Source organism: Pseudomonas guineae (assembly GCF_900113745.1).
GTDB lineage: Bacteria > Pseudomonadota > Gammaproteobacteria > Pseudomonadales > Pseudomonadaceae > Aquipseudomonas > Aquipseudomonas guineae.
In genome coordinates this window covers 261,527-288,044 of record NZ_FOQL01000001.1, presented here as the reverse complement: position 1 = coordinate 288,044, position 26,518 = coordinate 261,527, and the positions used below count along the sequence as shown (strand labels likewise).

General features: G+C 58.8%; 29 protein-coding genes and 1 pseudogene. 14 read left to right on the top strand and 16 right to left on the bottom strand.

Going from position 1 to position 26,518, the window contains the following annotated elements:
* The first annotated feature begins 80 nt into the window (after positions 1–80).
* Positions 81–362 (top strand): Rdx family protein, encoded by a 282-nt coding sequence (locus BMZ32_RS01445; protein ID WP_090241486.1) that lies wholly within the window; start codon positions 81–83, stop codon positions 360–362.
* Positions 363–384: 22 nt separating this feature from the next.
* On the opposite strand, the gene BMZ32_RS01440 is transcribed toward BMZ32_RS01445, so the two are convergent.
* From BMZ32_RS01440 to BMZ32_RS01430, 3 genes are all read right to left on the bottom strand, one after another.
* The gene (locus tag BMZ32_RS01440; RefSeq protein ID WP_090238559.1) at positions 385–1,236 is read right to left on the bottom strand and encodes a DMT family transporter; all 852 of its coding nucleotides are present in this window, start codon (positions 1,234–1,236) and stop codon (positions 385–387) included.
* Positions 1,233–1,568, bottom strand: coding sequence for a tRNA-binding protein (locus BMZ32_RS01435; RefSeq protein WP_090238556.1), 336 nt, complete (start codon positions 1,566–1,568; stop codon positions 1,233–1,235). Before BMZ32_RS01435 ends, BMZ32_RS01440 begins: the two co-directional genes overlap by 4 nt.
* Positions 1,569–1,650: 82 nt before the next feature.
* Positions 1,651–2,403: an AraC family transcriptional regulator gene (locus BMZ32_RS01430; RefSeq protein WP_090238553.1), complete on the bottom strand. Its 753-nt coding sequence runs from the start codon at positions 2,401–2,403 to the stop codon at positions 1,651–1,653.
* Positions 2,404–2,535: 132 nt separating this feature from the next.
* Between BMZ32_RS01430 and BMZ32_RS01425 the strand changes: the two genes are divergently transcribed.
* Together BMZ32_RS01425 and BMZ32_RS01420 are read left to right on the top strand one after the other, a co-directional pair.
* The gene (locus BMZ32_RS01425) at positions 2,536–3,354 is read left to right on the top strand and encodes a UDP-2,3-diacylglucosamine diphosphatase (protein ID WP_090238549.1); all 819 of its coding nucleotides are present in this window, start codon (positions 2,536–2,538) and stop codon (positions 3,352–3,354) included.
* Positions 3,351–4,382: a glycosyltransferase family 4 protein gene (locus tag BMZ32_RS01420; protein ID WP_090238545.1), complete on the top strand. Its 1,032-nt coding sequence runs from the start codon at positions 3,351–3,353 to the stop codon at positions 4,380–4,382. Before BMZ32_RS01425 ends, BMZ32_RS01420 begins: the two co-directional genes overlap by 4 nt.
* On the opposite strand, the gene BMZ32_RS01415 is transcribed toward BMZ32_RS01420, so the two are convergent.
* Positions 4,375–5,763, bottom strand: coding sequence for an adenylate/guanylate cyclase domain-containing protein (locus tag BMZ32_RS01415; protein WP_090238542.1), 1,389 nt, complete (start codon positions 5,761–5,763; stop codon positions 4,375–4,377). The genes BMZ32_RS01420 and BMZ32_RS01415 overlap by 8 nt on opposite strands.
* A gap of 576 nt (positions 5,764–6,339) precedes the next feature.
* On the opposite strand from BMZ32_RS01415, the gene BMZ32_RS01410 reads away from it, so the two are divergent.
* Positions 6,340–7,716 (top strand): GntP family permease, encoded by a 1,377-nt coding sequence (locus tag BMZ32_RS01410; protein ID WP_090238539.1) that lies wholly within the window; start codon positions 6,340–6,342, stop codon positions 7,714–7,716.
* Positions 7,717–7,883: 167 nt separating this feature from the next.
* Here the strand turns inward: BMZ32_RS01410 and BMZ32_RS01405 are convergent, their stop codons facing one another.
* The gene (locus tag BMZ32_RS01405) at positions 7,884–8,201 is read right to left on the bottom strand and encodes an Mpo1-like protein (protein WP_090238536.1); all 318 of its coding nucleotides are present in this window, start codon (positions 8,199–8,201) and stop codon (positions 7,884–7,886) included.
* Positions 8,202–8,344: 143 nt separating this feature from the next.
* Here BMZ32_RS01405 and BMZ32_RS01400 point away from each other — a divergent pair, with 143 nt between their 5' ends.
* Entirely contained in the window at positions 8,345–9,346 is a 1,002-nt protein-coding gene (locus BMZ32_RS01400) for an AraC family transcriptional regulator (RefSeq protein WP_090238532.1), read from the top strand.
* A 16-nt stretch (positions 9,347–9,362) separates the two neighbouring features.
* On the opposite strand, the gene BMZ32_RS01395 is transcribed toward BMZ32_RS01400, so the two are convergent.
* Together BMZ32_RS01395 and BMZ32_RS01390 are read right to left on the bottom strand one after the other, a co-directional pair.
* A complete protein-coding gene (locus BMZ32_RS01395; RefSeq protein WP_090238529.1) occupies positions 9,363–10,817 on the bottom strand; it encodes a TrkH family potassium uptake protein in 1,455 nt (484 codons plus the stop codon).
* 83 nt (positions 10,818–10,900) lie between these two features.
* Complete coding sequence (locus BMZ32_RS01390) at positions 10,901–12,355, bottom strand: TrkH family potassium uptake protein (protein WP_090238526.1); 1,455 nt, start codon at positions 12,353–12,355, stop codon at positions 10,901–10,903.
* Positions 12,356–12,507: 152 nt separating this feature from the next.
* On the opposite strand from BMZ32_RS01390, the gene BMZ32_RS01385 reads away from it, so the two are divergent.
* Complete coding sequence (locus BMZ32_RS01385; protein WP_090238525.1) at positions 12,508–12,879, top strand: YkgJ family cysteine cluster protein; 372 nt, start codon at positions 12,508–12,510, stop codon at positions 12,877–12,879.
* Between the two features lie 77 nt (positions 12,880–12,956).
* The gene (locus BMZ32_RS01380; RefSeq protein ID WP_090238522.1) at positions 12,957–13,523 is read left to right on the top strand and encodes a nitroreductase family protein; all 567 of its coding nucleotides are present in this window, start codon (positions 12,957–12,959) and stop codon (positions 13,521–13,523) included.
* On the opposite strand, the gene BMZ32_RS01375 is transcribed toward BMZ32_RS01380, so the two are convergent.
* From BMZ32_RS01375 to BMZ32_RS01355, 5 genes are all read right to left on the bottom strand, one after another.
* On the bottom strand, positions 13,489–14,832 hold the full coding sequence (locus BMZ32_RS01375; protein ID WP_090238519.1) for a sensor histidine kinase: 1,344 nt from the start codon (positions 14,830–14,832) through the stop codon (positions 13,489–13,491). The genes BMZ32_RS01380 and BMZ32_RS01375 overlap by 35 nt on opposite strands.
* 72 nt (positions 14,833–14,904) lie before the next feature.
* Positions 14,905–15,315, bottom strand: a complete 411-nt coding sequence (locus BMZ32_RS01370; protein ID WP_090238516.1) for a Spy/CpxP family protein refolding chaperone — start codon at positions 15,313–15,315, stop codon at positions 14,905–14,907.
* 119 nt (positions 15,316–15,434) lie between these two features.
* On the bottom strand, positions 15,435–16,112 hold the full coding sequence (locus BMZ32_RS01365) for a response regulator transcription factor (RefSeq protein WP_090238514.1): 678 nt from the start codon (positions 16,110–16,112) through the stop codon (positions 15,435–15,437).
* A gap of 3 nt (positions 16,113–16,115) precedes the next feature.
* On the bottom strand, positions 16,116–16,517 hold the full coding sequence (locus BMZ32_RS01360; RefSeq protein ID WP_090238511.1) for an MreC domain-containing protein: 402 nt from the start codon (positions 16,515–16,517) through the stop codon (positions 16,116–16,118).
* A gap of 55 nt (positions 16,518–16,572) precedes the next feature.
* Positions 16,573–16,872 (bottom strand): YciI family protein, encoded by a 300-nt coding sequence (locus BMZ32_RS01355; protein WP_090238509.1) that lies wholly within the window; start codon positions 16,870–16,872, stop codon positions 16,573–16,575.
* 153 nt (positions 16,873–17,025) lie between these two features.
* On the opposite strand from BMZ32_RS01355, the gene BMZ32_RS01350 reads away from it, so the two are divergent.
* The 7 genes and pseudogenes from BMZ32_RS01350 (at position 17,026) to rluB (ending at position 22,994) form a co-directional block, all read left to right on the top strand.
* Positions 17,026–17,889 carry a PHP domain-containing protein gene (locus BMZ32_RS01350; RefSeq protein WP_090238506.1) on the top strand — a complete coding sequence of 288 codons (864 nt, stop codon included), beginning with the start codon at positions 17,026–17,028 and terminating at the stop codon, positions 17,887–17,889.
* Positions 17,890–17,902: 13 nt separating this feature from the next.
* Positions 17,903–18,532 (top strand): L-threonylcarbamoyladenylate synthase, encoded by a 630-nt coding sequence (locus BMZ32_RS01345; protein WP_090241484.1) that lies wholly within the window; start codon positions 17,903–17,905, stop codon positions 18,530–18,532.
* 48 nt (positions 18,533–18,580) lie between these two features.
* Positions 18,581–19,795, top strand: coding sequence for a tryptophan--tRNA ligase (locus BMZ32_RS01340; RefSeq protein ID WP_090238503.1), 1,215 nt, complete (start codon positions 18,581–18,583; stop codon positions 19,793–19,795).
* Positions 19,796–19,944: 149 nt separating this feature from the next.
* On the top strand, positions 19,945–20,643 hold the full coding sequence (locus tag BMZ32_RS01335; RefSeq protein ID WP_167376732.1) for a segregation and condensation protein A: 699 nt from the start codon (positions 19,945–19,947) through the stop codon (positions 20,641–20,643).
* A 2-nt stretch (positions 20,644–20,645) separates the two neighbouring features.
* Positions 20,646–21,422 (top strand): annotated as a pseudogene (gene scpB, locus BMZ32_RS01330) (SMC-Scp complex subunit ScpB); the annotation flags it as partial.
* Between the two features lie 57 nt (positions 21,423–21,479).
* A complete protein-coding gene (locus tag BMZ32_RS01325; protein ID WP_090238494.1) occupies positions 21,480–21,659 on the top strand; it encodes a DUF1289 domain-containing protein in 180 nt (59 codons plus the stop codon).
* Positions 21,660–21,791: 132 nt separating this feature from the next.
* Positions 21,792–22,994, top strand: a complete 1,203-nt coding sequence (gene rluB / locus BMZ32_RS01320) for a 23S rRNA pseudouridine(2605) synthase RluB (RefSeq protein ID WP_090238491.1) — start codon at positions 21,792–21,794, stop codon at positions 22,992–22,994.
* 124 nt (positions 22,995–23,118) lie between these two features.
* Here rluB and BMZ32_RS01315 read toward each other — a convergent pair whose 3' ends face one another.
* The 4 genes from BMZ32_RS01315 to ubiG form a co-directional block, all read right to left on the bottom strand.
* Complete coding sequence (locus tag BMZ32_RS01315) at positions 23,119–24,045, bottom strand: GGDEF domain-containing protein (RefSeq protein WP_090238488.1); 927 nt, start codon at positions 24,043–24,045, stop codon at positions 23,119–23,121.
* A 216-nt stretch (positions 24,046–24,261) separates the two neighbouring features.
* A complete protein-coding gene (locus tag BMZ32_RS01310; RefSeq protein ID WP_090238484.1) occupies positions 24,262–25,002 on the bottom strand; it encodes a YciK family oxidoreductase in 741 nt (246 codons plus the stop codon).
* Positions 25,003–25,061: 59 nt separating this feature from the next.
* On the bottom strand, positions 25,062–25,733 hold the full coding sequence (mupP, locus tag BMZ32_RS01305; RefSeq protein ID WP_090238481.1) for an N-acetylmuramic acid 6-phosphate phosphatase MupP: 672 nt from the start codon (positions 25,731–25,733) through the stop codon (positions 25,062–25,064).
* 5 nt (positions 25,734–25,738) lie between these two features.
* Positions 25,739–26,437 carry a bifunctional 2-polyprenyl-6-hydroxyphenol methylase/3-demethylubiquinol 3-O-methyltransferase UbiG gene (ubiG, locus tag BMZ32_RS01300; RefSeq protein ID WP_090238478.1) on the bottom strand — a complete coding sequence of 233 codons (699 nt, stop codon included), beginning with the start codon at positions 26,435–26,437 and terminating at the stop codon, positions 25,739–25,741.
* Between the last annotated feature and the right edge of the window lie 81 nt (positions 26,438–26,518).

The window sequence follows — 26,518 nt, the reverse complement described above, 5'->3', positions numbered from 1 at the left end:
TTTGGTACGTGGGCGTTTTGTTATGCCGAGCCAGACGCGTGAGCGTTATGATCAGCTTTTCACCTGCCGTGAGCGTTGCAATGTCCAGTGCCAAAGCTGAAGTGGTCATCACCTACTGCACTCAATGCCAATGGCTGCTGCGTGCAGCCTGGTTGGCGCAAGAGCTGTTGTCGAGCTTTAGCGATGATCTGACCCGGGTCAGCCTGGAACCTGGCACTGGGGGCGTATTTCGCATTACCTGTGATGGTGTGCAGATTTGGGAGCGCAAGGCCGATGGCGGCTTTCCTGAGGCCAAGGTGCTCAAGCAGCGCCTGCGTGACCAGATCGACCCCGCTCGTGATCTGGGCCATAACGACCGTTGAGCGCCGCCTGTCTGGCTTGAGATCACTTGGCCATGCGCGCTGAGAGGAAGATGGCACTGACAATCAGCAGGCCACCGGCAAGCATGCGCAGGGTGGGTTGTTCGTTGAAAAGCAGCCAGGCGAAGGCAATTCCGTAGACCGGCTCGAGGGCGAAAATAACGGCGGTGGTACGTGCCTTGAGCACCCTTAGGCTGGCCACGAACAGGCTATGCGCCAGGCCGGTACAGAAGATCCCGAGCAGGGCCATCCACAGCCAATCCTGTGCGTGAACGCTGGGTAGGCTTGGCCAGGCCAGTGGCATAAAGAGCAGTAGCACTGTCAGGTTCTGGTACAACGCCGCCTGCACCGGGTCGATGCCGCGAGTGCTGGCGCGATTGAGTAGCGACAGCAGAGCGAACAGCAAGCCCGACAGTACTGCCCAGAGCAGCCCCGTGGTCGCCTGGCTGGCCAGATCGAAGTGCGGTGTAACCAGCACCAAGCCTAGGCATACCAGCGCCACCATGGCGTATTCAATTCGCTGCGTACGCTCACGGAATAGCAGCCCTTCGAGCAGCACGGTGAAGGCCGGGAAGCTGGCGAAACCCAGGGTGGCGATGGCCACACCAGAAATCTGCACCGCCTCAAAGAAGCTCCACCAATGCCCGCCGAGTAACGCACCGCCAAGGGCCAGTTGGCTCAGCTGTTTTAGGCTGAGGCGCACCAGCCGTACACTGCTGAACAGCTTGGCAAAGAGCAGCAGCGCCACCACGGCGAAGAGCGCGCGACCGGCAGAGATCATCTGCGGGGTTGTGTTAGCCAGCTTGCCAAAAATGCCCGAGAGGCCGAACAGCAGGGCGCCAAGATGGATGGCCCACAGCGCGTTACGTGGGTTCATACCAGGCGTGCACCGTTTGCTACAGGCTTGTCGAAGCTGGCCAGCACCACTTTGTTGTCGGCGTCATACACGCCTGTCACCAGCACTTCGGAGCGCACGCCGGCAATCCGTTTGGCGGCAAAGTTACACACGCAGAGCACTTGGCGGCCGAGCAACTGTGCGCATTGATAGTGGGCCGTTAGCTGGGCGCTGGATTGTTTGACGCCCAACTCGCCGAGGTCGACCTGCAATACATAGGCGGGCTTCAGGGCCTTTTCGTTGAGCGCCGCAGACAGCACGGTACCGACGCGCAGCTCTACCCGTTGAAACTCTTCCCACTCGATCTGTTGCATGCCGCAGCTCCTCAGTCTAAGCAGCGGAGTCTAGGGGGCTGCCGGGTAAAAGTCTGTCGCAGGACTTGCGGCGTTTGTCGCACTAGTCGCGCTGTACACGTAAGGCGCGTGCAGCCAGACCGAACTGGCGGGTGAGGGCGGCAGTAAAGGCGCTTTGTGAGCTGTAACCAACGCGAGCGGCGACTTCAGCAATGGCCAGGGTGCTGCTTTGCAAAAGTTGACGCGCCAGCTGCAGGCGGCGGCTGCGCACATAATCCATGGGTGTCTGCCCAGTTTCACTGAGAAAGCGTACATGAAAGCGAGCCGCTGACAGGCCTGCCAGGCGCGCCAGATCAGCCACCTGCAGCGGGTGTGCAGCATGCTGATCAATATGCGCATCCAGCGCTGCCAGTGGCAGGGCGTTGCTTTCGTGGACCGGCGTATCGGCGTGGGTCAGGCTGGCCAGTAACAGTGCGGCGCCTTGCTGGGCAATCACCGGATCATTGATCGCACTGGCCGCCAGCCAATTGACCAATTGGCTTTGCGCGGGGGTGAGGCTGACCGCCGCCGGTTTTTCCAGCAACCGGCGAGTTGCCTCCAAGTGGCTGCCCAGTTGTTGTTGCAACCAGCGCTCGCAAGGTACGTCGAGTACCAGGCAATGGCTGCCGCGCTTGCTACCGCAGGCGTGCAGGGCATCGCTGGGCACCACGGCCAGCGTCTGTCGGTTTACTTGGCTGCCACGCCCAGCAACTTCGAACTCCAGTATGCCGCTCAGGCCAAAGACCAGCTGCGCGTAGTCATGGCTGTGGCTGAGTAGTTCATGGCTGTAATGACGCAACGACAGCGGCGAGGACATGCTGGACTCCTTTTCAGGCGCTAAGTCTACCCGCAGATCAGCCTAGCGGTCTGTCATTCAACTGCCATGCGCTTGTCATGGCTGCTTCACCGGCGCTACGCAGACTCGAGCAAACCCAGCCGGAGGTCGTCTATGACCAGCGCTCAGCTCGCCAAGCCCAGCCGCAAGCAACGTGTCCGTACCCTGTGGATTTCCGATGTTCACCTGGGGACTCGGGACTGCCAAGCCGAACACCTGGCAGCGTTTCTCAAGCGCTATCAAACCGACAAGATCTACCTGGTCGGCGACATCATCGACGGTTGGAAGTTGCGCCGCGGTGTGTACTGGCCGCAGGCACACAGCAACGTGATCCGCCGCCTGCTGACCATGAGCAAGCGTGGCACCGAGGTGATTTACGTAACGGGCAACCATGACGAATTCCTGCGCCGCTATTCGAGCCTGATGCTCGGCAATCTCCAGCTGGTCGACGAGGCTGAACACATCACCGCCGATGGTCGCCGGCTGTTGGTGATTCACGGCGATCAGTTCGATGTGATCACTCGTTATCACCGCTGGCTGGCCTTTCTCGGTGACTCGGCCTATGAATTCACCCTAACCCTCAACCGTTGGTTGAATTACTGGCGCTGTCGCTATGGTTACGGCTACTGGTCGCTGTCGGCTTACCTCAAGCACAAGGTTAAGACCGCGGTGAGCTTTATCAGCGATTTTGAACAAGCCATCGTTCATGAGTGCACCAAACGTGGTTTCAATGGCGTGATTTGCGGGCACATTCACCATGCCGAAATTCGCTCGATGGGTGAAGTGGAGTACATGAATTGCGGGGATTGGGTGGAGTCCTGCACGGCGCTGATCGAACACCTGGATGGCAGTATCGAACTGTATCGGCTGGCCGATGACCAGGCGCGCCAGGTCCAGGCTGCGTCAGTGGCTACCGGAGAGCCGGCGCTGTGAGGATGCTGATTGTCTCCGATGCCTGGTCGCCGCAGGTCAATGGCGTTGTCACCAGCTTGCAGGCGCTGATTAGCGAGCTGTGCGGCCTGGGACATCAGGTCAAATTGCTATCGCCGGCGGATTTTCGTGCGCTGCCGTGCCCTAGTTATCCAGAGATTGCCCTGGTGTGGAATCTCTGGCGGGTGGGCGCCGCCATTAGGGGCTTTCAGCCTGATTGCGTGCACTTGGCCACCGAAGGCCCACTGGGTTGGGCCGCGCGGCGTTGGTTGGTCAAGCGTGGCTTGGCATTCTCTAGCGCGATCCATACGCGCTTTCCCGAATACGTGCACACCCGTTGGCCCTGGGTACCGCTGAGCTGGGGGTATGCCTTTTTACGGGCGTTTCACCGACCTAGTCAGGCGGTATTGGTCACCACCGAGCGCATGCGCGAGGCGTTTGCCAGCTGGGGGTTTAAGCGCCTGCTGTTGTGGCGCAAGGGCGTTGATACGCAGCTGTTTCAGCCGTCGGTAAGGCCGCAGAGTGCGGCAAAACCGGTATTTTTGTATGTTGGGCGGATTGCCCCGGAGAAAAATATTGAGGCCTTTCTGGCCCTCGATTTGCCGGGAGAACAGCGTGTGGTCGGTGACGGCCCACAGCGTGAGGCGCTGCAGGCGGCTTATCCGCAGGTGCGCTTTCTCGGTTACCAGCATGGCCAGGCACTGGCTGAAGCCTTTCAGAGCGCCAGCGTATTGGTGTTCCCCTCGCGCACCGACACCTATGGTTTGGTGATGCTTGAGGCCCTGGCCTGTGGCACGCCGGTGGCGGCGTTTCCGGTGGCCGGGCCGCTGGATGTGCTTCAGGCGGGCGTCAGCGGGGTCATGGATGAGGACTTGCACACGGCCTGTTTAGCGGCCTTGGACTTGGATCGCGCTCGCTGCGCTGTGCTGGCGACCCGACAATCATGGCGGGCGTCGGCGCTGGAGTTTCTGGCGCAGCAACCCTTGATCGATGGTGAGCTGTGCGTACCAGAACAGGTGAGCGTTACATAATCACCTTGTCGCGCAGCTTATCTGCCGCCTGCCCTAGGGCTTGAATGACCTTTTCCTTGTCGAAGTTCTGGATGCCATTGGTATCCAGGTACATGGAAAAGCCCGGCAGCTCATGTTCGACGTAGCTAGACGTTGCGCCCAGGTCGCGGCGGAAGTCCACCACCTGATAAATCTGCACCGGTCGAGTAAAGCCTTTGACAGTGATCTGACCCTTGTCGCGGCACATGATCACGTCCTTGATCAGCGAATAGGTCTCGTGGGAAATCAGAATTTCACCCGACTCAGCGGCACTTTCCAGGCGGCTGGCCAGGTTCACTTCGCGGCCGATGATGGTGTAATCCATGCGTGTGTCAGCACCAAAGTTACCCACCGTGCAGTAGCCGGTATTGAGGCCCATGCGGATCTCCAGCGGCTTGGTAATACCCTGGGCCCGCCATTGCTGGCGCAGCACCTTCATATGTTTACGCATGGCGATGGCCATGGACACGGCATTCACGGCATCTTTCTTTGCGCCTTTGCTGCTTGGGTCGCCGAAGAACACCATCACGCAGTCGCCGACAAACTTGTCGATGGTGCCGCCGTATTTCAGGCAGATCTTCGACATTTCGTTGAGGTAGGTGTTGAGTAGGTCGGTCAAGGCTTCGGCTTCCAGCTCTTCGGCCAGCTCGGTAAAGCCCTTGATGTCGGAGAAAAACACAGTGAGCTTTTTACGCTGGGTTTCCAGGCGCACGCTCTTTTTGCCGGTGAAAATCGATTCCCACACTTGTGGCGACAGGTATTTAGCCAGGTTGCGCGCTAGGCGCGCCGCTTTCTCTTGCTCGCGGCTGATATCACTGCGCACCTGGGCCAGGCGCAGGCCCTGCTGATGCACGAAATAAGCAGTGATGCCGATATACAAGGTAGTAAAGGCAATGCTGACCAGCGCAACCAGTGTCGGGGAGTGAAAGTCCGCTGTGACATTAGTCATGGCAAAGGTGAAAACTGCACTGCTGAAGGCGATTAGAGAGGCCAGCCCGAGGTAGCGCATGCCTCCGATTACTAGGGCGCTGAAGTTCATGATCAGCAGGGCCATCAAAGACGGCACAACCGAAAAGCCCAGCAGTGTGATGACGGCGCCACAGTGCAACGCATCGATAAACAGCAGGCTGAGGTTGGTGTGTTGCCGATGCTCACGCTTGAAACGCAGGCTCAGGTGGTGCGCCAAATGTGGGTAGAGCAGGGCGTAGGGCACCATCCAGAGAATGTCATAGCCGAAATGCTGGGTATAAGTACCCGCGGCAATACTGGCGGCAATGGCGATATACGCCAGTACGCGAGAGTAATACTCGCGCAGCGGCGGTGCTGGCAAGGTGGAAATTCGTTGGGCGTTTTTGACATTCATCCGTTGAAACAATCCCTGCTGCTCGTCTGGTACCTCTGCTGGGTACCTGGGTGGCGCACCGAGTGGGCTGCGCAAATATAATCAGGGATCATAACCAAGCCCGCCGCAACGGCCAAGAGCACCGACCGAAAGGCTGCGCAGGCTGTGACAGCGGTCGGCCTGCTAGAGCTAGATGTGGCCTAAACGCATTGAATGCAGCACCGAGCTGCGTATTAACGAGAGAAGTATTGGTTGGCGGATGGCTATTCTGAATAGGCGCTGATTTTGCAGAGTCTTTATGGCCGTGCCTAGTCGGTTCAACTCGCGCTCCAACCAGTCGAGATATCAGCTAATAGCGCGCGATTGATCAGCACTAAATCATTCCGCTCACCGTGGTTTAGCCCTGTCAGGGCAGGCGATAGCACGCGAACAGTTGGTCGTTTCGAGTGACCTAAATGACGTATACGCGCAAGCCAGGTCGTGCCAGAAAGAAACCGTATATTCCTACCCTTTGCGTTAACCCTGCTCTATAAACGCAGTGTGCTTATTCGCTGCTATTGCGATGCAGTGGCCCTATAACAAGAAGGAAGTAGATTTATGGTGGCTAACTTAGGGCTGTTTGTTGGGCTTGGATTACTCATCTGGATGGCGTTGCGCGGGATTAACATTCTTATTGCCGCGCTTTTGTGTTCGCTGGTGATTGCGCTGACCAACGACCTGGCGATACCGCAAACGCTACTCGAATACTTTCCCCTAGGGCCGCTGGGCGCTTTCAGCTTCGCCGGCAAATTTTTCGTACTGTTTCTCTGTGGTGCGATCTTCGGCAAGGTGATGGCCGCCAGCCAAGCGGCTAGCAGTATCGCCCAGGCCATTACCCGTACCTTGGGCATTCAACGCACGCTGTGGGTCACGGTAGCGGTCTGTGCCTTGCTGACATACGGCGGAGTGGTCGTGTTTGTGGTGATTTTCACCATGTACCCACTGGGCATTACGCTCATGCGCGAAGCCAATTTGCCCAAGCGTCTATTTTGTGCGGCGAGTGCGCTGGGCTCAGGTACGTTCACCATGACTGCATTGCCGGGCTCACCGTCGATCCACAACGTGATCGCCTCCAATGCCCTTGGCACGAGTCTTTTTGCCGGAGCCTGGGTTGGACTCCTAGCGAGTGCGGTGATGATTACCCTAGGCATGCTGTATATGCAGCGTGAATGGCGCATCGCCCAGGCCCGGGGCGAAGGTTTCGAGGAAAATGCTCAGGATTTACGCATGGAGCAGATGGCAGGAGACCCTGGCACTGGACCGCATTGGGGCATGGCGCTGCTGCCGATCGTGGTGGTGTTAGGGGTCATTATGCTGCCCCGTTTGCTGCTCAGCAGTGGGCTGGGAGCGGGTGGTGGCATGCTCAGCCAGTTACTCAGCTTCAGCCAGAGCCAGCCTATCATCTGGCCTAGCCTGGCGCTGGTCATCGCCACGCTGACGGCTATCGTGCTGTTCCCCGCGTTGCGGCGAAACACCTTCGCGCTGCTTGGGCAGGGAGCTGACGACTCAATTATGCCGCTGCTCAATACCGCTGCGGTTATCGGCTTCGGTAGCGTCGTCACTCAGACGGTGGGCTTCAGCCATTTCGTTCAGTGGGTGCTGGCCGTGGATTTGCCGCCGCTGTTGTCCATTGTCGCGTCGGTGAGTGTGGTCTCAGGCATTGTCGGCTCATCCTCCGGCGGGCTGCAGATCTTCATGCAGACCCTGGCGCCCAAGTACTTGGAAATGGGGGTGGAGCCTGAAATCCTGCACCGTATCGCTAACATCGCTGCCGGCGGTCTGGATTCGCTGCCCCATTGCGGCGCGGTGATTGCCATGTTGATGATCATGGGGCTGAACCATAAACAAGCTTACAAAGACATCTTTGTCGTGACGGTGCTGATCCCTGTCATTGCCGTGTTTGTCTGCATCGGTGCGCTCGGTTTGGCTGCATAAGGCAAGCCAGTAAGTGACGGCTCACTCAGATCGGGGTAGCCAGTTCAGCCGCGGCAGTTGGCAGAAGTTGGACAGTGCTTTTTTACCGGCCTGGAGGTTGTCCAGGCTCATTGAGCCACGACATGACGACTAAAACGTCACCTAAGGCCCTGGCAAATTAAGCGGGCTTAAAAAGCGACCCGCCCGATAAGCATGTCTTTGAACATTACAAAATCGCCCATCAGCGACCAGCGTGGGTAGCGGAAGGTTGCTGGTTTGTTGTGTTCAAAGAAGAAGTGTCCTACCCAGGCAAATCCATACCCTACAAATGGCAACGCGATGAGCAGGCTTAGAGTGCCGGTGACAAACACGTAGGCAATAATTGTCAGGACGAGCGTTGTCCCGGCGAAGTGGAGCCGTCTGCAGGTGCTGTTGCTGTGTTCCTGCAGGTAATAGGGGTAGAACTCGGCGAAGCTACTAAAGCGGCTGTCGGTATCAGTGCTCATGAGGGTCTCCTGTTATGGTTCTGCTTGCCGCCTAGGCAGCTAACCAGCAGTCTAGGTCGGCTGATGCACTGGGCCACTGACATTCAGTGCCAGTTTAGTATCCTTGCGTTGCCCTCCAGAGCCGAATAAGAACAGATCTAGCCATGAGCGAACGTACCACTTCATCCAGCTGGGCCTCGGGCATTGTCGCGGCCCTGGAGCTTGGCGGGGTTGATTGCCGCAGCCTGTTTACCCAGTTGGGCCTCGACTATGCGGCCTTGAGTGATGCTGATGCGCGTTTTGCTCAGGATGGCATGACCCGTCTTTGGCAACTGGCTGTGCAGGCTTCGGGCAACCCAGCCATTGGTTTGAATATGGCGAAGATCCAGCGACCATCAGCGTTCAATGTGGTGGGTTATGCGGTCATGAGTAGCCGCAATCTGCAGGAAGGTTTTGCTCGCCTAGTGCGTTATCAGCGGATTATCGCCGAGGGTGCCGACCTTAGCTTCCGGCCGACCGCCGAAGGTTATGAGCTGGTTCTGGCGATTCACGGCGACCGTCTGCCGTCGGCCCGGCAGAGTGCCGAAGCCTCGTTAGCGCACTCATTGGCATTTTGCCGTTGGTTGACTGGTAAAACAGTGCGTCCGCGACTTGTTAGCCTGATGGGCGCGGCTCCTGAGAATCTGCAACCTTATCAAGAGGTGTTCCAGTGCCCGCTGAAATTTAACGCTGAGCACTATGCATTACTGTTTGAGCGGGCTGATCTGGATGCACCGCTGCCGTCGGCCAATGAGGCATTGGCGCAGTTGCATGATCGCTTTGCCGGTGATTACCTAGCGCGGTTTTCCGGTTCGCGGGTGACCCATCAGGTGCGCCAGGCGCTATGCCGACTGCTGCCCCAAGGCGAACCCAAACGCGAAGCGGTGGCGCAGGCACTGCTGTTGTCCGAGCGCACCTTGCAGCGACGCTTACAGGATGAAGGTAACAGCTACCAGCACCTGCTCGATGATACGCGCCGCGAATTGGCCGGGCAGTACCTGGGCCAGGCCAATTTGACCCTGTTGGAAATTTCCTACCTGCTGGGGTTTTCTGACCCGAGCAACTTCTTCCGTGCCTTCCGCCGCTGGTTTGACACCACTCCGGGCGAGTACCGCGCGCGCCTGTAACCGCGCGCAGCCATTCTTAGTGTCGCCAGAACGCCGGCAGCATCAGCACCAGCACGGTGAGAATTTCCAGGCGGCCGAGCAGCATGCCGAAGGTCAGCAGCCACTTGGCCATGTCCGGTAAGCTGGAGAAGTTACCCGCCGGGCCGATGATCGGGCCCATGCCCGGGCCGACACCGGACACCGTACTGGCCGCGCCGCTGAGCGCGGTGATCCAGTCGAGGCCACAGAGCGTTAAGCCCAGGGCCAGCACGGCGATGGTGATGGTGAAGAAGAATGAGAAGGTCAGGATCGAGCGGACAATGTCCTCATCCAGGTGATGACGGTTGTACTGTTGCTTGATCACTGCGCGTGGGTGAATCAGCTGAAGGAGGTTGGCCCTGAGCAGCACATAGGCCACCTGAAAGCGGAAGATCTTCAGGCCGCCGGCGGTCGAGCCTGAGCAGCCGCCAATAAACCCCAAGTAGAAAAACAGCATGCCGGCAAAGCCGCCCCAAAGCGTGTAGTCACCGAGGGCAAAGCCGGTGGTGGTCATGATCGAGGTGGTGTTGAACGCCACGTGGCGAATGGCTTCGAGCCAGTGCAGCTCAGTGCTCAGGTAGTACCAGGTGCCAAGCAGCAGCCAGGTGGTTAGTAAAATAGCCAGGAAGCCGCGCACCTGCTGGTCCCTGATCAAGGCCTTGTAGTTGCCGCGCAGCATCGAAGCGAACAGCACGAAGGGTAAGCTGCCGAGAATCATCAGCACGATGGTGACCCAGTGCACGGCCGGCTCGGTCCATTTGCCAACCGACTGGTCTGAGGTGGAGAACCCACCGGTGGCGATGGCGGACATGGTGTGGTTGATCGCATCGAACAGGCCCATGCCTGCAATCCACAGCGCCAGGCAGCCGAGCAAGCTGATACCCACGTAAGCCGCGACCATGTATTTGGCGACCATGTGCGAGCGCGGCATGATTTTTTCTGAACGGTCCGAGGACTCGGTCTGGAATAGGCGCATGCCACCGATACGCAGCATTGGCAAAATCGCCACGGCCATGGCGATAAAACCGATGCCACCGAGCCAGTGCAATAGCGAGCGCCAGATCAAAATGCCCGGCGACATGCTGTCCAGTCCGCTCAGCACGGTCGCCCCCGTCGCAGTGATGCCCGACATGCTTTCAAACACTGCGTCGGTGATGCCTAGATGCAGGGAAAACATAAAAGGCAGGGAGGCGAATAGACCCACCAGCACCCAGCTGGATACCGTCAGCAGGTACATGTCGCGTGGGCGTAATTGCACATCCTTGGGTCGCCCCTGGGCGATCAGCGCGACGCCGGTGACAAAGGTGATTAGGCTCGACCAGAGAAAGGCGTTGAGTTCGTCAGGTCGCGAAAACAGCACCAGCGTCAACATAGGAACGGCCATGCTGATCGCCAAGGTCAGGAGAAAAATACCATTGATAAACGCGATGATCCGTAAGGTCGGCCAAGCCATTTAAGCGGGTTCCATTCCAGTAATAGCGAGATTCTAGAGACTGTGGCCGGGCTCGGTCACTTAATCACCCGGAGGATGCTCATTTAGTGCCGCCAGAATGCCTTAGTTACCAGCACCAGTACGGTAAGAATTTCCAAGCGGCCCAGTAGCATACCGAGAGTCAGTAGCCATTTGGCCGCATCTGGCAGGCTGGAGAAGTTGCCGGCTGGGCCAATGATCGGACCCAAGCCAGGGCCCACGTTGCACACGGCAGTTGCGGCTCCGGTTAGGGCTGTAACCCAATCCAGTCCAATCAGCGTCAGGCCAAGGGCAATTACGCCGATGGTGATGGTGAAGAAAAATGAAAAGGTGATCAGCGAACGGACAATCTCCTCGTCGAGGTTGTGGTTGTTGTACTGCTGCTTGATCACGGCGCGTGGATGAACCAGTTGCTGCAGGTTGGCCCTGAGCAGCACATAGGCCACCTGAAAGCGGAAGATCTTCAGCCCACCGGCCGTGGAGCCCGAACAGCCGCCGACAAAGGTCAGGTAGAAGAACAGCAGCACGGCGAAGCCGCCCCAGGTGGTGTAGTCACCTAGTGCGAAGCCGGTAGTGGTGACCACTGAGGTGACATTCACCGCGACAATCCGAAAAGCATCCCACCAACTGTTGTCCGAGTGCAGCCACAGCCAGGTGCCGAAAACCAGCCAGGTGGCCAGCAGAAAACCGAGAAAGCCGCGCACTTGGTGGTCTTTGAACAGCGCTTTACGGTTACCGCGCAGCGTGGCGACATACAGAGTAAAAGGCAGGCCGCCGCAGATCATCAGTACTACCGCCACCCAATGCACGGCCGGTTGGCTCCAGTTCGCTAGCGAGGCGTCTGAGGTTGAGTAACCGCCGGTTGAGATCGAGGTCATCGCATGATTGATCGCATCGAATGGCGTCATGCCGGCGAGCCAGAAGCCGAAAAAACCGCTTAGGGTCAAGCCAAGGTAGATAAACAGAATGTATTTGGCGGCCATGTGCGAGCGCGGCATGACCTTCTCGCCCCAATCCGATGACTCGGTCTGGAACAGGCGCATACCACCGACGCGCAGCAGCGGCAGGATGGCCACGGCCATGCCGATAAAGCCGATGCCGCCCAGCCATTGCAGCATCGAGCGCCAGATCAGCAGGCCAGGCGAGGCGTGATCAAGCCCGACCAATATGGTTGAGCCGGTAGTGGTGATGCCAGACATAGTCTCGAAGAAGGCGTTGGTGTAACTGATGTGATGAATCAGTACCATCGGCAGAGCGGCAAAGATGCACACCACTAGCCAGCTGCCAGTGGTCAGCAGGTACATGTCGCGCGGGCGCAGTTCGGCATCTTTGGGCCGTCCGGGAATGACCATGATCATTCCTGCGACGGCCGTCACCAGGCTGGACCAAGCAAAGGCACTGAGGTCGTCAGTGCGTGAATACAACAGCAACGTCAGCATTGGGATCAGCATGCTGGCAGCTAAGGTAATCAGGAATATGCCGAGGATAAAAGCGATGATGCGCAGTGTCGGCAGTGACATGGGGTTGGCTCAAGCGCAGGGGTAAAGGGGCGCTATTCTACGCGCGCCGCAGCCGCTGTACAGCGGTTGAAATAGACGCTTTACAAGCGCTTGGCGCGACATAGAATAGCCGCCGCGTGCCGGCCATTGCCGGTTTCTGAGCATCCCCCATCATGTCTGATAACAATCCTTGTCTGAGCTGTGGCGCGTGCTGCGCGCATTTCCGTGTGTCTTTCTTCTGGGGTGAGTGCCAATCGGCCGGTGGTTTGATGCCTGACGATCAGGTGGTGTTGATCACTCCGCACCGTGTCGCCATGCGGGGTACGGAGAGTAAACCGACCCGGTGTACCGCCTTGTTGGGGGATGTCGGTCAGGGTGTGCGTTGCACCCTTTATAAAGAACGGTCCAGTACCTGTCGCGAGTTTGAAGCCTCCTGGGTCAACGGCGAGCACAACCCGCAGTGCGATTCTGCGCGCAGCGCACACGGCTTACCGCCGTTAATGCCACCCGTGGCGCCCAGTATTGCTCCTGAACGGGTGGCCTAAGAGTCTGCTCATCGGCTTGCCCGTCAGAGCTTCGCAGGCACTAGAATGGCCAATTGATTAAATTGCCGAGGTGACTGATGGACGCGCTTGATGCGTTATTAAACCGTGTATCCGCGCCGCGCTTGGTTGCGCCGGCACCTGACGCAGCGCAGCGCGAGCTGTTGTTTCGCGCGGCGTTGCGTGCGCCTGATCATGGTCAGTTGCGGCCCTGGCGTTTTCTTACGGTTGAAGGCGAGGCGCTGACGCAGTTGGGCGAGCTGTTTGCCCGTGCATTACCGGCCGATGCCAGCCCAGAGGCTGTAACCAAAGCCCGCGCGATGCCGCTACGTGCGCCACTGCTGGTGCTGGTCATTGCCCGCGTTCAGGCTGATTCGAAAGTGCCTGCGCAAGAGCAGGTACTGGCTGCCGGCTGCGCCGCCCATAGCATTCTGTTGGCAGCCCACGCCCAGGGGGTTGGCGCGGTCTGGCGCACGGGCGATATGGCTTACAGCCCACACGTTACCGCCGGCTTGGGCCTGAGTGCAGATGAGCAGCTGATTGCCTACCTTTACTTGGGCACGCCAGCGCGCGAATTACGTGCGGTGCCTTCGGTGCAGGTGAGCAATTTTGTCAGTACTTGGCCGGCGCCAGATTCGGCTGAGTGAGCGGCATGCGCAGGGTTGCGATAAAGCCACCTTGCGCATGGTTGCTTAGTTCAAGCTGGCCACCGTGGAGTTCGGCCGCACGGCGTGCGATGGCCAGCCCGAGACCATGGCCGCTGCTGGCTTGCCCGGGGGCACGATAAAAGGGCTCACCCAGACGCGCTAGCTGCTCAGGGGGAACGCCAGGGCCATGGTCACGTACGCTTAGGCAGAGTCGCCCAGCGCTTATGCAGGCAGTCAGTTCGATGGCTTGGCCGGCTGGATTGAAGCGCAGGGCATTGCGCAGCAGGTTATCCAGCGCGCGTTGCAGCATGTCTGCCCAACCGTTGAGTTGCACACCTTGTTCCAGCTGAATGTTGATCTGTTGTTGCGGTGCGTCCAGGTGCGCCTCTTCGCGCAGCGTGTTTAGCAGCTCAGCGAGATCGATTGGCTGCGCTGCGCCCGGTTCGGCGTCGAGGCGGGCGAGGGCGAGAATTTCACTGATCAACGCTTCCAGGCGGTCGCATTCCTGGCTCAGGCGCGGCCAGTATTTCTCTCGCTCTACGTCATTCGCGCGCTCGGTCAATGCCAGCGCGATACGCAGACGCGCCAGTGGTGAGCGCAGTTCGTGGGATACATCGCGCAGCAACTGACGCTGGCTGTTGATTAAGCCTTGCACGCGCTCGCCCATGCGGTTGAAGTCTGCCGCCAGTACGCCGAGTTCATCGCGTCGCTCGGCCAGCTTGGCCAGGCTGCTCTGCTGATAAGCGGTTTGTCCCAGATCGTGCACGGCGCCGCGCAGGCGATTCAGCGGGCGGGTGATGGAGAGCGTCAACCAGAGACTGAACAGGGTTAGGACCAGCATGGCAATCGCCAGCGCACTGAGTGGCCAGAGCAAGCTATCGCGTTGCCAGGCGGCGACTTCGGGTATCGGGATGCGGTAGATAAACAGGAAGGTTTCGCCACTGCTCGGGCTGGTGTAATCGACACTTAGGCGGCGCCAGGGCAGGCGCTTTTCGTTGCGATGACGGGCTTCAAAGGCAGCCGCGCGGGGCGGAAATGTACCTTTGATCAACGGTTGTCCGCTGTTATCAAGCACCTGTACATCGATGCTAAAGCTGCGCTTGCGCTGTTCCAGCAGGGTTTGGGCGGCACGCGGGCCTTGTGTTTCGTAGCGCTGGGTCCATGTTTCGGCAAGGTTATTCATACCGGGGTGCTGGCTGAGCAGCCATGCGTCCTGGTTGAGCATGCGCCCCAGTAGCATGGACAACCCGGCAACCAGGGCAATTGCCAGCCAAAAGCTGGCAAAAATGCGCCAAAAAAGTGATCGCACGGTAGCTCCTTGGGTAACAGAAACGCCCATCAAGGCTTGCGACTTGATGGGCGTAAATCTAGGGGTTTGGCGTTAGCTTTTCTTTGCCTGCTCAGCTTGCCAGGCCTTGAAGGCTTCATGCTCGGCGCGGCGCTCTTGCATCTTCTTCTGGTGTTCGTCGAAGGCTTTTTGCTGCTCGGGCTTGAGCAAAGCGCGGATGGCGTTGTGCTGTTTATCCTTGGCCGCTGTCAGCTCGTCTTGCATTGCTTTCTGTTCAGCAACTGGAAGTTTCTCCAGGTAGCGTTGGGTGATCGCATGGCGGCCTTTCATCTGCTCGCCCATCAATTTACGGATTTCGCGGTGCTGCTCTTTGCTCAGGTCGAGTTCTTTGAACAGGCGTGAGCCATGTTCGCCGCCATCATGCCGGGGGCCGCTTTCGGGCATGGCCATCGCCAGGGTCGGCAGGGTCATAGCGAGCAGTAGTGCGGTAAGGGTCTTGCGCATGAAGTGTCTCCTTGTCTGAAACCGGTCGATACCGGATGAGCCCAGTCTAGGGCGGTCAAGGTCAAGGGCGGTCAGGGCAAGGTAAAGCTTAGGTAAAGGCCGCGGCTGAGCCGACTTACTTAAACGCTGTAGTAATAGCCGCGGCTACGCAAGGCCACAATGCGCTGGCGGCCATCAGTGTGTGGGCCGAGTTTTTTGCGCAGGTTACTGACGTGCATGTCCAAACTACGGTCGTACAGGGTCAGTTTGCGGCCGAGGGCCAGTTGCGCCAGCGCCTGTTTGTCCACGGGCTCGCCCGGGTGCTGCAGCAGCGCTTCGAGGATGCGGCTTTCCGAGAGGGTCAGAGTGACCTCCTGTTCGCCTAGGGTCACGGTGCCGCGAGCCTGGCTGTAGTGCAAATCGCCAAGGTCGAGTGGGTTGCTCGGCGTGGCCGTTAGGCTGCGACGCAACACGGCGCGCAAGCGTGCGGTGAGTTCACGCGGATCGCAGGGCTTGGCCAGGTAATCGTCGGCACCCAGTTCCAAACCAAGAATCCGATCCAGTGGCTCGCCGCGGGCCGAGAGCATCAGTACCGGCAGCTCCGGGTGGTCGCTGCGCAACTGCTTGAGCAGCGCCAAACCACTGCCGTCGGGCAGCATTACATCCAGTACCACGGCATCTGGGTTGTGCGTGGCGAGGGCGTTACGAGCGCTTTTGCCGTCATGACAAGCGCTGACCTGAAAGCCTTCCTGAGTCAGCCAACTGGTCAGCAGTTCGCAGAGCTCGACATCGTCGTCGATTAACAGCAGATCATTCATGGCTTAGTTGAGCCACTCGCGGCGTGCGCGGCGACCACCGCGTAGCAGAGCGCCGATAAGTACCCCTAGCAATCCCGCTCCGGCGCCTGTGGCAAACCACATTTGCTGCGCAGTGATCAGCGGGGGCGGGGCGCTGGCCTGGGCTTTTTTCAGTTCCAGTCTGAGACGCTGATTATCCTGGCGTAGGCGCTGCAATTGCGCGATTTCACGTTCATTGCTGGTGCTTTTCAGCTGTGCACCGAGCGCCTCACGCTGTTCTTCACTAAGTGCCAAACGTTGCTCCAGGTCATCGATTTGCGCCTGCGTCGAGGTGGCCTCTGCCAAAGGTGGCTGTGGGCTTTCTTCGGCTTGGACGAAAGCGGGTAAGCACAGGGTCAAGAGCAGCAACAGCGGGCCTGAGCGCATCGGAACTCCTATCGGTGTGATTATTATTTTGGGTGGTGCAGTTGGAGAAGACGGTTTAGGGCAAAACCAGCTTGAAGGGTTTTACCAACACCGAGGCATACACCCCGGCGGCGCGGTAGGGGTCAGCGTCGGCCCACTGTTGCGCGGCTTGCAGCGATTCAAATTCCGCGACGACCAGGCTGCCGGAAAAACCAGCCGGACCTGGATCATTGCTGTCGACGGCTGGGTGCGGGCCGGCGAGGACCAAGCGGCCTTCAGTTTTCAGCTGCTCCAAGCGCGCAAGGTGCGCCGGGCGTGCATTCAGGCGGTTTTCCAGGGAGTTTTCCACATCGGTAGCAATGATTGCGTAAAGCATCTTGATCCTTAGATAAAAGTCGTTTGTGGTAGCCGCAGCGGTGGCAGAAAAGCAGCCTGTTTAGACAAAGTCGAGGAAATAATGGCTCAAGCCAGCAAGAATCTACATCTGCCGGCATAATAACAAACATAAATGACTCGGAAAGCGCCCCTTATGGAAGTTGATTTACATTGCCATAGCACCGCATCAGACGGCGCCCTTGCGCCGGCTGTGGTGGTGGCGCGGGCGTTTGAGCGCGGTGTGCGTGTGCTGGCGCTGACTGATCACGACACCCTTGATGGCCTCGATGAAGCCGGGGTTGCAGCGCAGGCGCTGGGCATGCAACTGGTCAACGGCATTGAGCTGTCCTGTATCTGGGGCGGGGCGACCATTCATGTGTTGGGGTATGCCTTCAATCGTGAGGCGCCGGCTTTGCAGCAGGCGATTGCCGAGTTACATGAGGGGCGTTGGTTGCGTGCAGCGGAAATCTCCAAACGTTTGGAGGCTAAAGGCATGCCGGGTGCGCTGGACGGTGCGCGGGCCATTCAGCAGGAATTGGGCGACAGTGGTAATGCCCCGGCGCGCCCGCATTTTGCCGATTTTCTGGTGCGCGGCGGTTATGTTAAAGACCGCGCCGAGGCGTTTCGCAAATGGCTGGGCTCGGGCAAGCTGGGTGATGTCAAACAGCATTGGCCGGAGCTGGCGCAGACAGTCGACACCCTGCGCCGTGCGGGTGCCTGGGTCAGCCTGGCGCATCCGTGGCAGTACGACTTTACTCGGAGTAAGCGCCGCAAGTTGATCGCCGACTTTGTCGGTGCCGGTGGGCATTCGTTGGAAGTGGTCAACGGTATGCAGCCGGCTGACCAGGTGGGCAGTCTGGCTATTCTGGCGCGCGAGTTCGGCATGTTTGTCACTGCGGGCAGTGATTTCCATGCGCCGGGCCAGTGGTCTGAGTTGGGTGTTTATCGCCCCGTTCCCGAGGATCTGCCGCCCCTGTGGGCACGGTTTAAACATGTCCAGCAGCCTACTGCAATCTGATCAGGACTCTAGTGTGAGCCAATTCTTCCAGATTCATCCGGAAAACCCGCAAGCACGCCTGATCAAGCAGGCGGTGGAAATTATCCGTGGCGGCGGAGTCGTGATCTATCCGACCGATTCGTCTTATGCCGTGGGTTGTCACATTGGCGACAAGACCGCGATTGAACGTATTCGTCGCATGCGCCAGCTGGATGATAAGCACAACTTCACCTTGGTATGCCGTGATCTGTCAGAGCTCAGCACCTTTGCCAAAGTCGATACTGCGGCGTTCCGTTTGCTCAAGGCCCATACCCCCGGGCCTTATACCTTTATCCTCAATGCCACCCGTGAAGTGCCACGCATGTTGCTGCACGCTAAGCGCCGCACCATTGGTCTGCGCGTGCCCAGCCATCCAATTGCCATGGCGCTGCTCGAAGAACTCAACGAGCCGATGATGAGCGTGAGTTTGATCCTTCCGGGTGAGACACTGCCGATGAGCGACCCGTATGAAATGCGTCAGGTTCTGGAGCGTCAGGTTGATCTGATCATTGACGGCGGTTTCGGTGGGCTTGAGGCCTCCACTGTGGTCAGTCTGCTTGAGGATGAGCCTGAAGTGTTTCGAGTGGGCTGCGGTGATCCGTCGCCGTTTACGGATGATCTTTGAGCTCGTCTCTATATAATCGAACTCCTTCGTTTTTACAGGTAACCCGTTTTGAGTCTTGCTGACGCTGAACGTCGCGTGTTCTCTGGCATGCGCCCGAGTGGTTTGTTGCACCTGGGGCATCACCAGGGGGTGCTGAAGAACTGGATCAAGCTGCAACACAGCTATGAATGCTTCTTCTGCATTGTTGATCTACATGCGCTAACGACTGACTACGATGATGTCGGCCCCTTGTCCCAGCGAGTCATGGATATGGCTGTGGACTGGCTGGCTGCTGGCGTCAGCCCGAGTTCAGCGACGCTGTTTATTCAGTCGCAAGTACCTGAACACGCCGAATTGAACCTGCTGCTGTCGATGATTTGCCCGCTCACCTGGTTGGAGCGTGTGCCTTCCTACAAAGAGCAGCAGGAACAGTTGCACGGCAAGGATCTCAGTACCTTCGGTTTTCTCGGTTACCCCCTACTGCAAGCGGCCGATATTTTGTTGTACCGCGCCGGTGTAGTGCCGGTGGGCAGCGATCAACTGGCGCATATCGAGTTTGCCCGTGATGTGGCACGGCGCTTCAACCATTTGTATGGCCGTGAGCCAGGCTTTGAGGAAAAGGCCGAGGCTGCAATCATCAAACTGGGTAAAAAGACCGCCAAGCTCTACAACAATATGCGCAAGGCCTATCAAGAGCAGGGTGATGGCGAGGCACTGGAAACCGCCCGTGCACTGCTTAAAGATCAGCAAAGCATCACCCTCGGCGATAAAGAGCGCCTGTATGGCTACCTAGAAGGCGGCGGCAAGATTCTCTTGGTTGAGCCGCAGGCCTTGCTGGGTGAGTCGCCCAAGTTGCTCGGGCTTGATGGCGGCAAGATGTCCAAGTCCAATAACAATGCCATCTTCCTGCGTGACAGCGCGCCGGCAGTTGAAGAAAAAATCCGCCGCATGCCTACCGACCCGGCGCGTGTGCACCGAGATGATCCGGGTAACCCGGTCAACTGCCCGGTGTGGCCGTTGCATCAGCTCTACTCCAACACGCAAACCTGCGAATGGGTTCAGCAGGGCTGCCGCAGCGCCGGCATCGGTTGCCTGGAATGTAAAGCACCGCTGATTGAGGCGGTGCAGCTGGAGTTGCAACCATTGCAGGCGCGCGCCGCGGATTATCAAGATAATCCGGATTTAGTCCGGCAGATTCTTGCCGATGGCGCCGATAAGGCGCGTTCAGAAGCACGTGAAACCCTTAGCGAAGTGCGCCTTGCACTTGGCCTGAATTACCGCTGAACCTACTGTCGAGAGTGACCATGTCCAGCGCGCCGCCCGAGCAACACCCCGATAGTCAGGCCAATGCTCAGCAGGAGCTGCCGTTTGCCTTGGTCTATGGCCAGGCAGTGACTGAAATGCCGTTGGACCTGTACATCCCGCCGGATGCGTTGGAGGTGTTTCTCGAAGCTTTCGAAGGCCCGCTGGACCTGTTGCTGTACCTAATTCGCAAGCAGAACATCGATGTGCTGGATATCCCCGTGGCGGAAATTACCCGCCAGTACATGGGTTATGTCGAGCTGATGCAGTCGGTGCGCCTGGAGCTAGCGGCCGAGTACTTGGTCATGGCGGCCATGCTCGCCGAGATCAAATCACGCATGCTCTTGCCGCGCTCCAGTGAAATAGAAGCCGAAGAAGACGACCCGCGTGCCGAGTTGATCCGGCGTTTGCAGGAATACGAACGTTACAAGGCCGCGGCTGAAGGGATCGATGGCCTCAGTCGGGTCGGGCGTGATCTCACCGTGCCGCGCCTGGATGCACCCGAAGCACGGGCGCGTAAGTTGTTACCGGATGTCAGCCTGGAAGAGGTGCTGCTGTCGATGGCCGAGGTGCTGCGCCGTGCGGATATGTTTGAGAGTCATCAAATCACCCGTGAAACGCTGTCTACCCGTGAGCGTATGAGCGATGTGCTTGAGCGCCTTAAAGGTGGCGCTTTTGTACCCTTTGTCAGCCTCTTCAGCGCTGAAGAGGGCAAGCTCGGCGTGGTAGTGACCTTTATGGCCGTGCTGGAGTTGATCAAGGAGTCGCTGGTCGAACTGGTGCAAAACGAGGCTTTCGGGCCAATCCATGTGCGCGCACGGGCGGAATAAGCATGAACCTTAATGAGCCGCGCGAGCTGGCAAGCCTGCTTGAAGCCTTTCTCCTCGCGTCCGGCAAGCCGCAATCCTTGGAGCGTTTGTTCGAGCTGTTTGAAGAGGCTGAGCGGCCGCAGCCATCGGTATTCAAGAAGGCGCTGGCGCACCTAGGGAAATCCTGTGAAGGGCGCGCTTTTGAGCTGGTCGAAGTCGCCTCCGGTTATCGCCTGCAAGTGCGCGAAAAATACGCGCCCTGGGTTGGCCGGCTGTGGGAAGAGCGGCCACAGCGCTACTCGCGCGCCATGCTCGAAACTATCGCGCTGATTGCCTATCGTCAGCCGATTACCCGTGGCGAAATTGAGGATGTGCGCGGTGTGGCGGTCAACAGCCATATCGTCAAAACCCTGCTAGAGCGTGAGTGGATTCGCGTGGTGGGTCATCGTGATGTGCCGGGCAAGCCGGCGATGTTTGCCACCACCAAGGCTTTTCTCGATCATTTCAACCTGAAAAGCCTCGATCAACTGCCGCCACTGGCTGCCTTGCGTGAGCTGGAGCCTGAGCCGCTGCTGGCCTTTGAGGATGACCCTGAGGCTCCGCAAAGTCTGCAAGCGCGTGCCGATTTAGCGTTGGCTGATGAGCCGGCAGTGGAGGCGGTCGAGGAAACTAGTTTTAGCAGCCTGCTGGCTGAGCTCGACTCAATGGAGCAAGGGTTGAAGACCGACTTCGACGATTTGCTCGAGCAAGACGCTGGGCTTGATGATGCGGATGAGCTTTACCCACCCTCGGACAAAGAGCATCTACCGGAGTGACGGTCGCCGGCTGGGCGACTTATCAATAAGGGTGCCTGCTCTGTGAAAGACCCCTGCATCAAGCTGTGTAAATTCGAACGCGATATTTGCCGCGGTTGCGGGCGTAGTAAGGCCGAAATAAAAGGCTGGAAAAAGCTTGCTAAGGCGGCCCGACGCGCCGTATTGGCTGAAGCGGAGAGGCGCTTGCTCGGTTTGGTTGCCATCGGTCGCGGCAAGGCCTGACGGCTGTTCGTCTGCCAGCTAGTCTCAACCCGTGCGCGAACGCTGCGTTTCGCGTATGCTCCGCGCCCCTTCGACGAATAGGCCAAGCCTAAATCGTCCTAATCACCAGAGAACACACCGGGAGGTGCCCAGATGAGTGACATTGAAGAATACAGCCCAGCAGGCGAGAAACTACAGAAAGTCATGGCGCGTATGGGCCTGGCTTCACGCCGTGAAATCGAAGCCTGGATCAGCGCCGGCCGCGTCAAGGTCAATGGCGCTGTCGCCAGTCTCGGTGTGCGCGTTGACCTGCACGACGCGATTGCCGTCGATGGTAAGGTGATCCGTCGCGAAGAAGCCGCCGAGAGCGTGCGCCGCGTAATCATCTACAACAAACCCGAAGGCGAGATTTGCACCCGTGACGACCCAGAAGGCCGTCCGACCGTGTTTGACCGTTTGCCACGGCCGAAAGACGGTCGTTGGATCAATATTGGGCGCCTCGACATCAACACCACCGGTTTGCTGATGTTCACCACCGACGGTGAGCTGGCCAACCGCTTGATGCACCCGTCCTTCCAGATGGACCGCGAATACGCCGTGCGCGTACGTGGCGAAGTCGACGAAGAGATGATCGAGCGCCTGAAAGCTGGGGTAATGCTCGAAGACGGCCCGGCTAAGTTCACCGACATCAAGGTCGCGCCGGGCGGTGTGGGCTTTAACCATTGGTACCACTGCGTGGTGATGGAAGGTCGTAACCGCGAAGTGCGTCGTCTGTGGGAGTCTCAGGGTCTGGTAGTCAGCCGTCTGAAGCGCGTACGTTTCGGTCCGGTCTTCATTACTTCGGACCTGACCATGGGCCGCTGGCGCGAAATGAGCCAGCGCGAAGTAGATATTCTCAGCGAAGAAGTCGGCCTTAAGTCGGTTGCTTTGCCGGATATGAAGGAAAAAGCCCGCGACAAGATTGACCGTCTGCAACGTAAATCGGCCAAACCGGTCGGGCGTGCAGCGCGTCCGGAGCGGACGTTGCGTCCAGCCCATGGCGGCGCGTCAACGGGTGGCGATCAGGGTCGTTCGCGCCCTGCGCGTGGTGAAGGTGCTGAGCGCACCGAGCGTGGCGAGCGTCCGGTACGTAACCCGCGTGCGCCGCGTGACGAGCAGAGCAAGGGTACGCCGGTTGCCGAGCGCCCGAGTGACGTCAACAAAAAGCGTCCCGCTAAGCCGGGCACCCAGCGCCCGGGTGTTGGCTTAACTGATCGCCCGGCACGTAAGCCAGCCGGTGCGCCAGTTAAGCGTCGCAGCCAGCCGAGCCGTGAAGGTCAGCGCCCTGGTTTCGGTCGCGGTCCAAAGCCAGAGTAATTTGCGCGAGCGGATATAAAAAGGCGACCCTCGGGTCGCCTTTTTATGGCCTGCCATCTATGGCGGTCATCCTATAAGTTGTCGCTGGATGACGTGATCCCGGCCATTTTTCTGGCTGTTGCCTTTAGCCGGCCATTGATAGGCGATTGCGGCCATCACGCTTGGACACAAACAGTGCGTTGTCGGCGCGGCGCAGCAGGCTGTCCATCGATTCACCCGGCAGCAGGGTGGCGCAGCCAAGGCTGACCGACAGCTCGATGGCTTGGTTCTCGACCAAATATTGGATACCCAGTACGGCCATGCGCAGGCGCTCACCGACCATCGAGGCCGCTTCGCGGTTGGTGCTGGAGAGCAGCACCATAAATTCCTCACCGCCGTAGCGGAACACCACGTCGACATTGCGCAGGCTGTCTTTCAGGGCGTTGGCCACGGCTTTGAGTGCCTGGTCGCCGACTATGTGTCCGTGGTTATCGTTAACGCGTTTGAAGTGGTCAATATCGACCATCAGCACTGATAAAGGCTGCAGAGTGCGGCGGGCAATGTCCACTTCGCGCTTGAGTGTCTGCTGCATGGCGATGCGGTTGCCGGTTTCGGTCAGCGGGTCGCGCAGTGCGCTTTGCAATGCGGCGCGGTAGAGCAAGGCGTTGCGCAGCGGAAACAGCAGGCTGGCCAGCAGTGATTCGAGCTGGCCCAGCTCATCTGCACTGAAGCGCTGGTTACGACGAAAAGTCAGCTCGCCGAGGTATTCGCCTTCATGGTTCAGGCGATAGCCGGCCGAGTGATTGGCGCGCTCACCTAAATCCAGGCGCAGATCGCAAGATGCGAGCTGATAGCTCAGGGCTCCCAGCGGCACTAGGCGCTGCACTTCACTGAAGAACAGTTCGAGTATGCGTTCGACTTCCAGGGATGTTTGCAGGCGCAAGCTTAATTGCTGGCGCAGTTGCGCCAGGCTGACCGGCTTGAGGGTTTTCTGCAGGCGGCTGGCATAGCCGAGACGCTGCAATTTGGCAGCATCGAAATCGATGGTGTTGGATGGGTTGTGCGGGGCCATGAAGCTCTACCTCTAGCGCTATTCGCGACGACTAGTGGGTGTAGAGCGAATTCCGTGCCAATCCCTGTTTTTAGATAAAAATGCTTTTATTTCAGTTACTTATGAATCTTTTATAGTGGGTGCGGCAAGTATTTGCCGGTTTGCTGACGAGGTTGATGGCAATCTGCTGCCAGTTAAATGGCCACCCGCCGGAAAACCGGCGGGCAGCGCTAGGGGTTATTGCGCGTCAAATGCCTGGCCATTAATACCCGTGCTGTCCGGGCCCATCAGATACAGATAGACCGGCATGATCGCTTCGGGTAGCGGGTTATTCGCCGGGTTTTCACCCGGATAGGCTTGGGCGCGCATGTCGGTGCGGGTGGCGCCGGGGTTAACGCTGTTGGCGCGCACGTTGCTGACGCCATCGACTTCATCAGCCAGTACCTGCATCAAGCCTTCGGTGGCGAATTTCGACACGGCATAAGCACCCCAGTAAGCGCGGCCCTTACGCCCGACGCTGCTGGAAGTGAAGACCACCGAGGCGTCGGCTGACAGCTTGAGCAGCGGCAGCAACGTGCTGGTGAGCATAAACATGGCGTTGACGTTGACCTGCATGACGCGCATGAAGTTATCGCCGGACAGCTGCTCCAGAGGCGTGCGCGGGCCGATGATCGAGGCGTTATGCAGCACGCCGTCGACTTTGCCGAATTCCGCTTCAATCATCGCGGCCAGTTCGTCGTACTGGTGCGGCAGGGCGGTTTCCAGGTTAAACGGGATAACGGCTGCCTGCGGATGGCCCGCAGCTTCGATGGCGTCGTACACGCGGCTGAGATTTTCTTCGGTCTTACCCAGCAACAATACCGTTGCGCCATGGGCGGCAAAGCTCTGGGCGGCAATTGCACCAATGCCACGGCCGGCACCGGTCACTAAAATCACACGGCCCTTGAGCAGGTCGGGGCGGGCGGAGTAGTCAAACATCAATAGAACCTCATTTCTTTAGCCGCGGGCGTCGTCGACTTACGCCCGGCAAGTATTCGTCAGCAGCTGCACAGGGCTCGGTCGAGCACGGCGCGCAATTCCAATGGGTGGTCGACCACCACGTCCGCTCCCCAGTTGCGTGGGTTGTCCTGGGGATGGATATAGCCATAGGTGACTGCCGCGGTTTTGCAGCCGGCCGCGCGGCCGGCCTCAATGTCGCGCTCATCATCACCGATAAACAAGGTAGCGGCCGGTTCTACGCCCATCTTGGCGCAGGCCAGCAGGATCATTTCCGGGTCAGGCTTACTGCGACTGACGTGATCCGGGCAGACCAGCACTGCGGAGCGCTCGGCCAGGCCAAGCTGCTGCATGATGGGCTCGGCGTAGCGCGCAGGCTTGTTAGTGGCCACGCCCCAAATCAGCTTGGCCTGCTCGATATCTTCGAGCAGTTCGCCCATGCCCTCGAACGGCCGGGTCAGCACGGCGCAATGGCTCTGGTAGCGCTCAAGAAACTCCAGACGCAGTGCCTCAAAACCTTCAGCGTCGGCTGTTATGGCGAAGGTGGCCTCGACCATCGCGCGCGCACCGCCGGACACCTGATCGCGGATCAGCTTATCGGCAATCAGCGGCAAACCGCGCTCGACGCGCATGGCTTGGCAGATGGCGATAAAGTCCGGGGCGCTGTCGAGCAGAGTGCCGTCCATATCGAATAAAACCGCGCGTAACCGCATGCGTGTTACTCCTCGCGCAGGGTCTGGATCATGTAGTTGACGTCCACATTGGCTTCCAGCTTGTAGCGTTTGCTCAGTGGGTTGTAGGTCAGCCCGATGATGTCTTTGACCTGTAGGCCAGCGTCACGGCTCCAGGCGCCCAGTTCGGAGGGGCGGATAAACTTCTTGAAGTCATGCGTGCCGCGCGGCAGCAAGCGCATCAGGTATTCAGCACCAATAATGGCGAACAAGTAAGCCTTGGGGTTGCGGTTGATGGTGGAAAAGAACACCTGACCGCCGGGCTTGACCATGGTGTAGCAGGCGCGGATTACCGAGGCGGGGTCGGGCACATGCTCGAGCATTTCCAGGCAAGTGACCACGTCGAACTGGCCGGGCATTTCTTCGGCCAGGGCTTCGGCGGTGATCTGCCGGTACTCAACGCTGACGCCGGACTCCAGTTGATGCAGCTGCGCCACGGCCAAGGGGGCTTCACCCATGTCGATACCGGTGACGGTCGCGCCGCGTTGGGCCATGGATTCACTAAGAATGCCGCCGCCGCAGCCAACATCGAGCACCTTCTTGCCGGCCAGGCCGACCCGTTCGTCGATCCAGTTGACGCGCAGCGGGTTGATGTCATGCAGCGGTTTAAATTCGCTTTCGCGGTCCCACCAGCGATGGGCAAGGGCTTCGAATTTGGCGATTTCGGCGTGGTCGACGTTGCTCATATAAATCCCTACGAATCAGGCTGCGGCGAGAGTGGGAGCGCAAGGTGCTCATGGTGCCAGTTTCGCCGGGTGGAGTGGCTG

What these genes read in the sequence shown, in the direction of transcription:
- BMZ32_RS01370 (WP_090238516.1), bottom strand. Translation starts at nt 15,315, where the DNA reads ATGCGCAAGACCCTTACCGCACTACTGCTCGCTATGACCCTGCCGACC.
- BMZ32_RS01425 (WP_090238549.1), top strand. Translation starts at nt 2,536, where the DNA reads ATGACCAGCGCTCAGCTCGCCAAGCCCAGCCGCAAGCAACGTGTCCGT.
- BMZ32_RS01350 (WP_090238506.1), top strand. Translation starts at nt 17,026, where the DNA reads ATGGAAGTTGATTTACATTGCCATAGCACCGCATCAGACGGCGCCCTT.
- BMZ32_RS01445 (WP_090241486.1), top strand. Translation starts at nt 81, where the DNA reads ATGTCCAGTGCCAAAGCTGAAGTGGTCATCACCTACTGCACTCAATGC.
- BMZ32_RS01310 (WP_090238484.1), bottom strand. Translation starts at nt 25,002, where the DNA reads ATGTTTGACTACTCCGCCCGCCCCGACCTGCTCAAGGGCCGTGTGATT.
- BMZ32_RS01395 (WP_090238529.1), bottom strand. Translation starts at nt 10,817, where the DNA reads ATGGCTTGGCCGACCTTACGGATCATCGCGTTTATCAATGGTATTTTT.
- BMZ32_RS01365 (WP_090238514.1), bottom strand. Translation starts at nt 16,112, where the DNA reads ATGAATGATCTGCTGTTAATCGACGACGATGTCGAGCTCTGCGAACTG.
- BMZ32_RS01390 (WP_090238526.1), bottom strand. Translation starts at nt 12,355, where the DNA reads ATGTCACTGCCGACACTGCGCATCATCGCTTTTATCCTCGGCATATTC.
- BMZ32_RS01380 (WP_090238522.1), top strand. Translation starts at nt 12,957, where the DNA reads ATGGACGCGCTTGATGCGTTATTAAACCGTGTATCCGCGCCGCGCTTG.
- BMZ32_RS01435 (WP_090238556.1), bottom strand. Translation starts at nt 1,568, where the DNA reads ATGCAACAGATCGAGTGGGAAGAGTTTCAACGGGTAGAGCTGCGCGTC.
- BMZ32_RS01410 (WP_090238539.1), top strand. Translation starts at nt 6,340, where the DNA reads ATGGTGGCTAACTTAGGGCTGTTTGTTGGGCTTGGATTACTCATCTGG.
- ubiG (WP_090238478.1), bottom strand. Translation starts at nt 26,437, where the DNA reads ATGAGCAACGTCGACCACGCCGAAATCGCCAAATTCGAAGCCCTTGCC.
- rluB (WP_090238491.1), top strand. Translation starts at nt 21,792, where the DNA reads ATGAGTGACATTGAAGAATACAGCCCAGCAGGCGAGAAACTACAGAAA.
- BMZ32_RS01415 (WP_090238542.1), bottom strand. Translation starts at nt 5,763, where the DNA reads ATGAATGTCAAAAACGCCCAACGAATTTCCACCTTGCCAGCACCGCCG.
- BMZ32_RS01360 (WP_090238511.1), bottom strand. Translation starts at nt 16,517, where the DNA reads ATGCGCTCAGGCCCGCTGTTGCTGCTCTTGACCCTGTGCTTACCCGCT.
- BMZ32_RS01440 (WP_090238559.1), bottom strand. Translation starts at nt 1,236, where the DNA reads ATGAACCCACGTAACGCGCTGTGGGCCATCCATCTTGGCGCCCTGCTG.
- BMZ32_RS01385 (WP_090238525.1), top strand. Translation starts at nt 12,508, where the DNA reads ATGTCTGATAACAATCCTTGTCTGAGCTGTGGCGCGTGCTGCGCGCAT.
- BMZ32_RS01405 (WP_090238536.1), bottom strand. Translation starts at nt 8,201, where the DNA reads ATGAGCACTGATACCGACAGCCGCTTTAGTAGCTTCGCCGAGTTCTAC.
- mupP (WP_090238481.1), bottom strand. Translation starts at nt 25,733, where the DNA reads ATGCGGTTACGCGCGGTTTTATTCGATATGGACGGCACTCTGCTCGAC.
- BMZ32_RS01355 (WP_090238509.1), bottom strand. Translation starts at nt 16,872, where the DNA reads ATGCTTTACGCAATCATTGCTACCGATGTGGAAAACTCCCTGGAAAAC.
- BMZ32_RS01400 (WP_090238532.1), top strand. Translation starts at nt 8,345, where the DNA reads ATGAGCGAACGTACCACTTCATCCAGCTGGGCCTCGGGCATTGTCGCG.
- BMZ32_RS01430 (WP_090238553.1), bottom strand. Translation starts at nt 2,403, where the DNA reads ATGTCCTCGCCGCTGTCGTTGCGTCATTACAGCCATGAACTACTCAGC.
- BMZ32_RS01315 (WP_090238488.1), bottom strand. Translation starts at nt 24,045, where the DNA reads ATGGCCCCGCACAACCCATCCAACACCATCGATTTCGATGCTGCCAAA.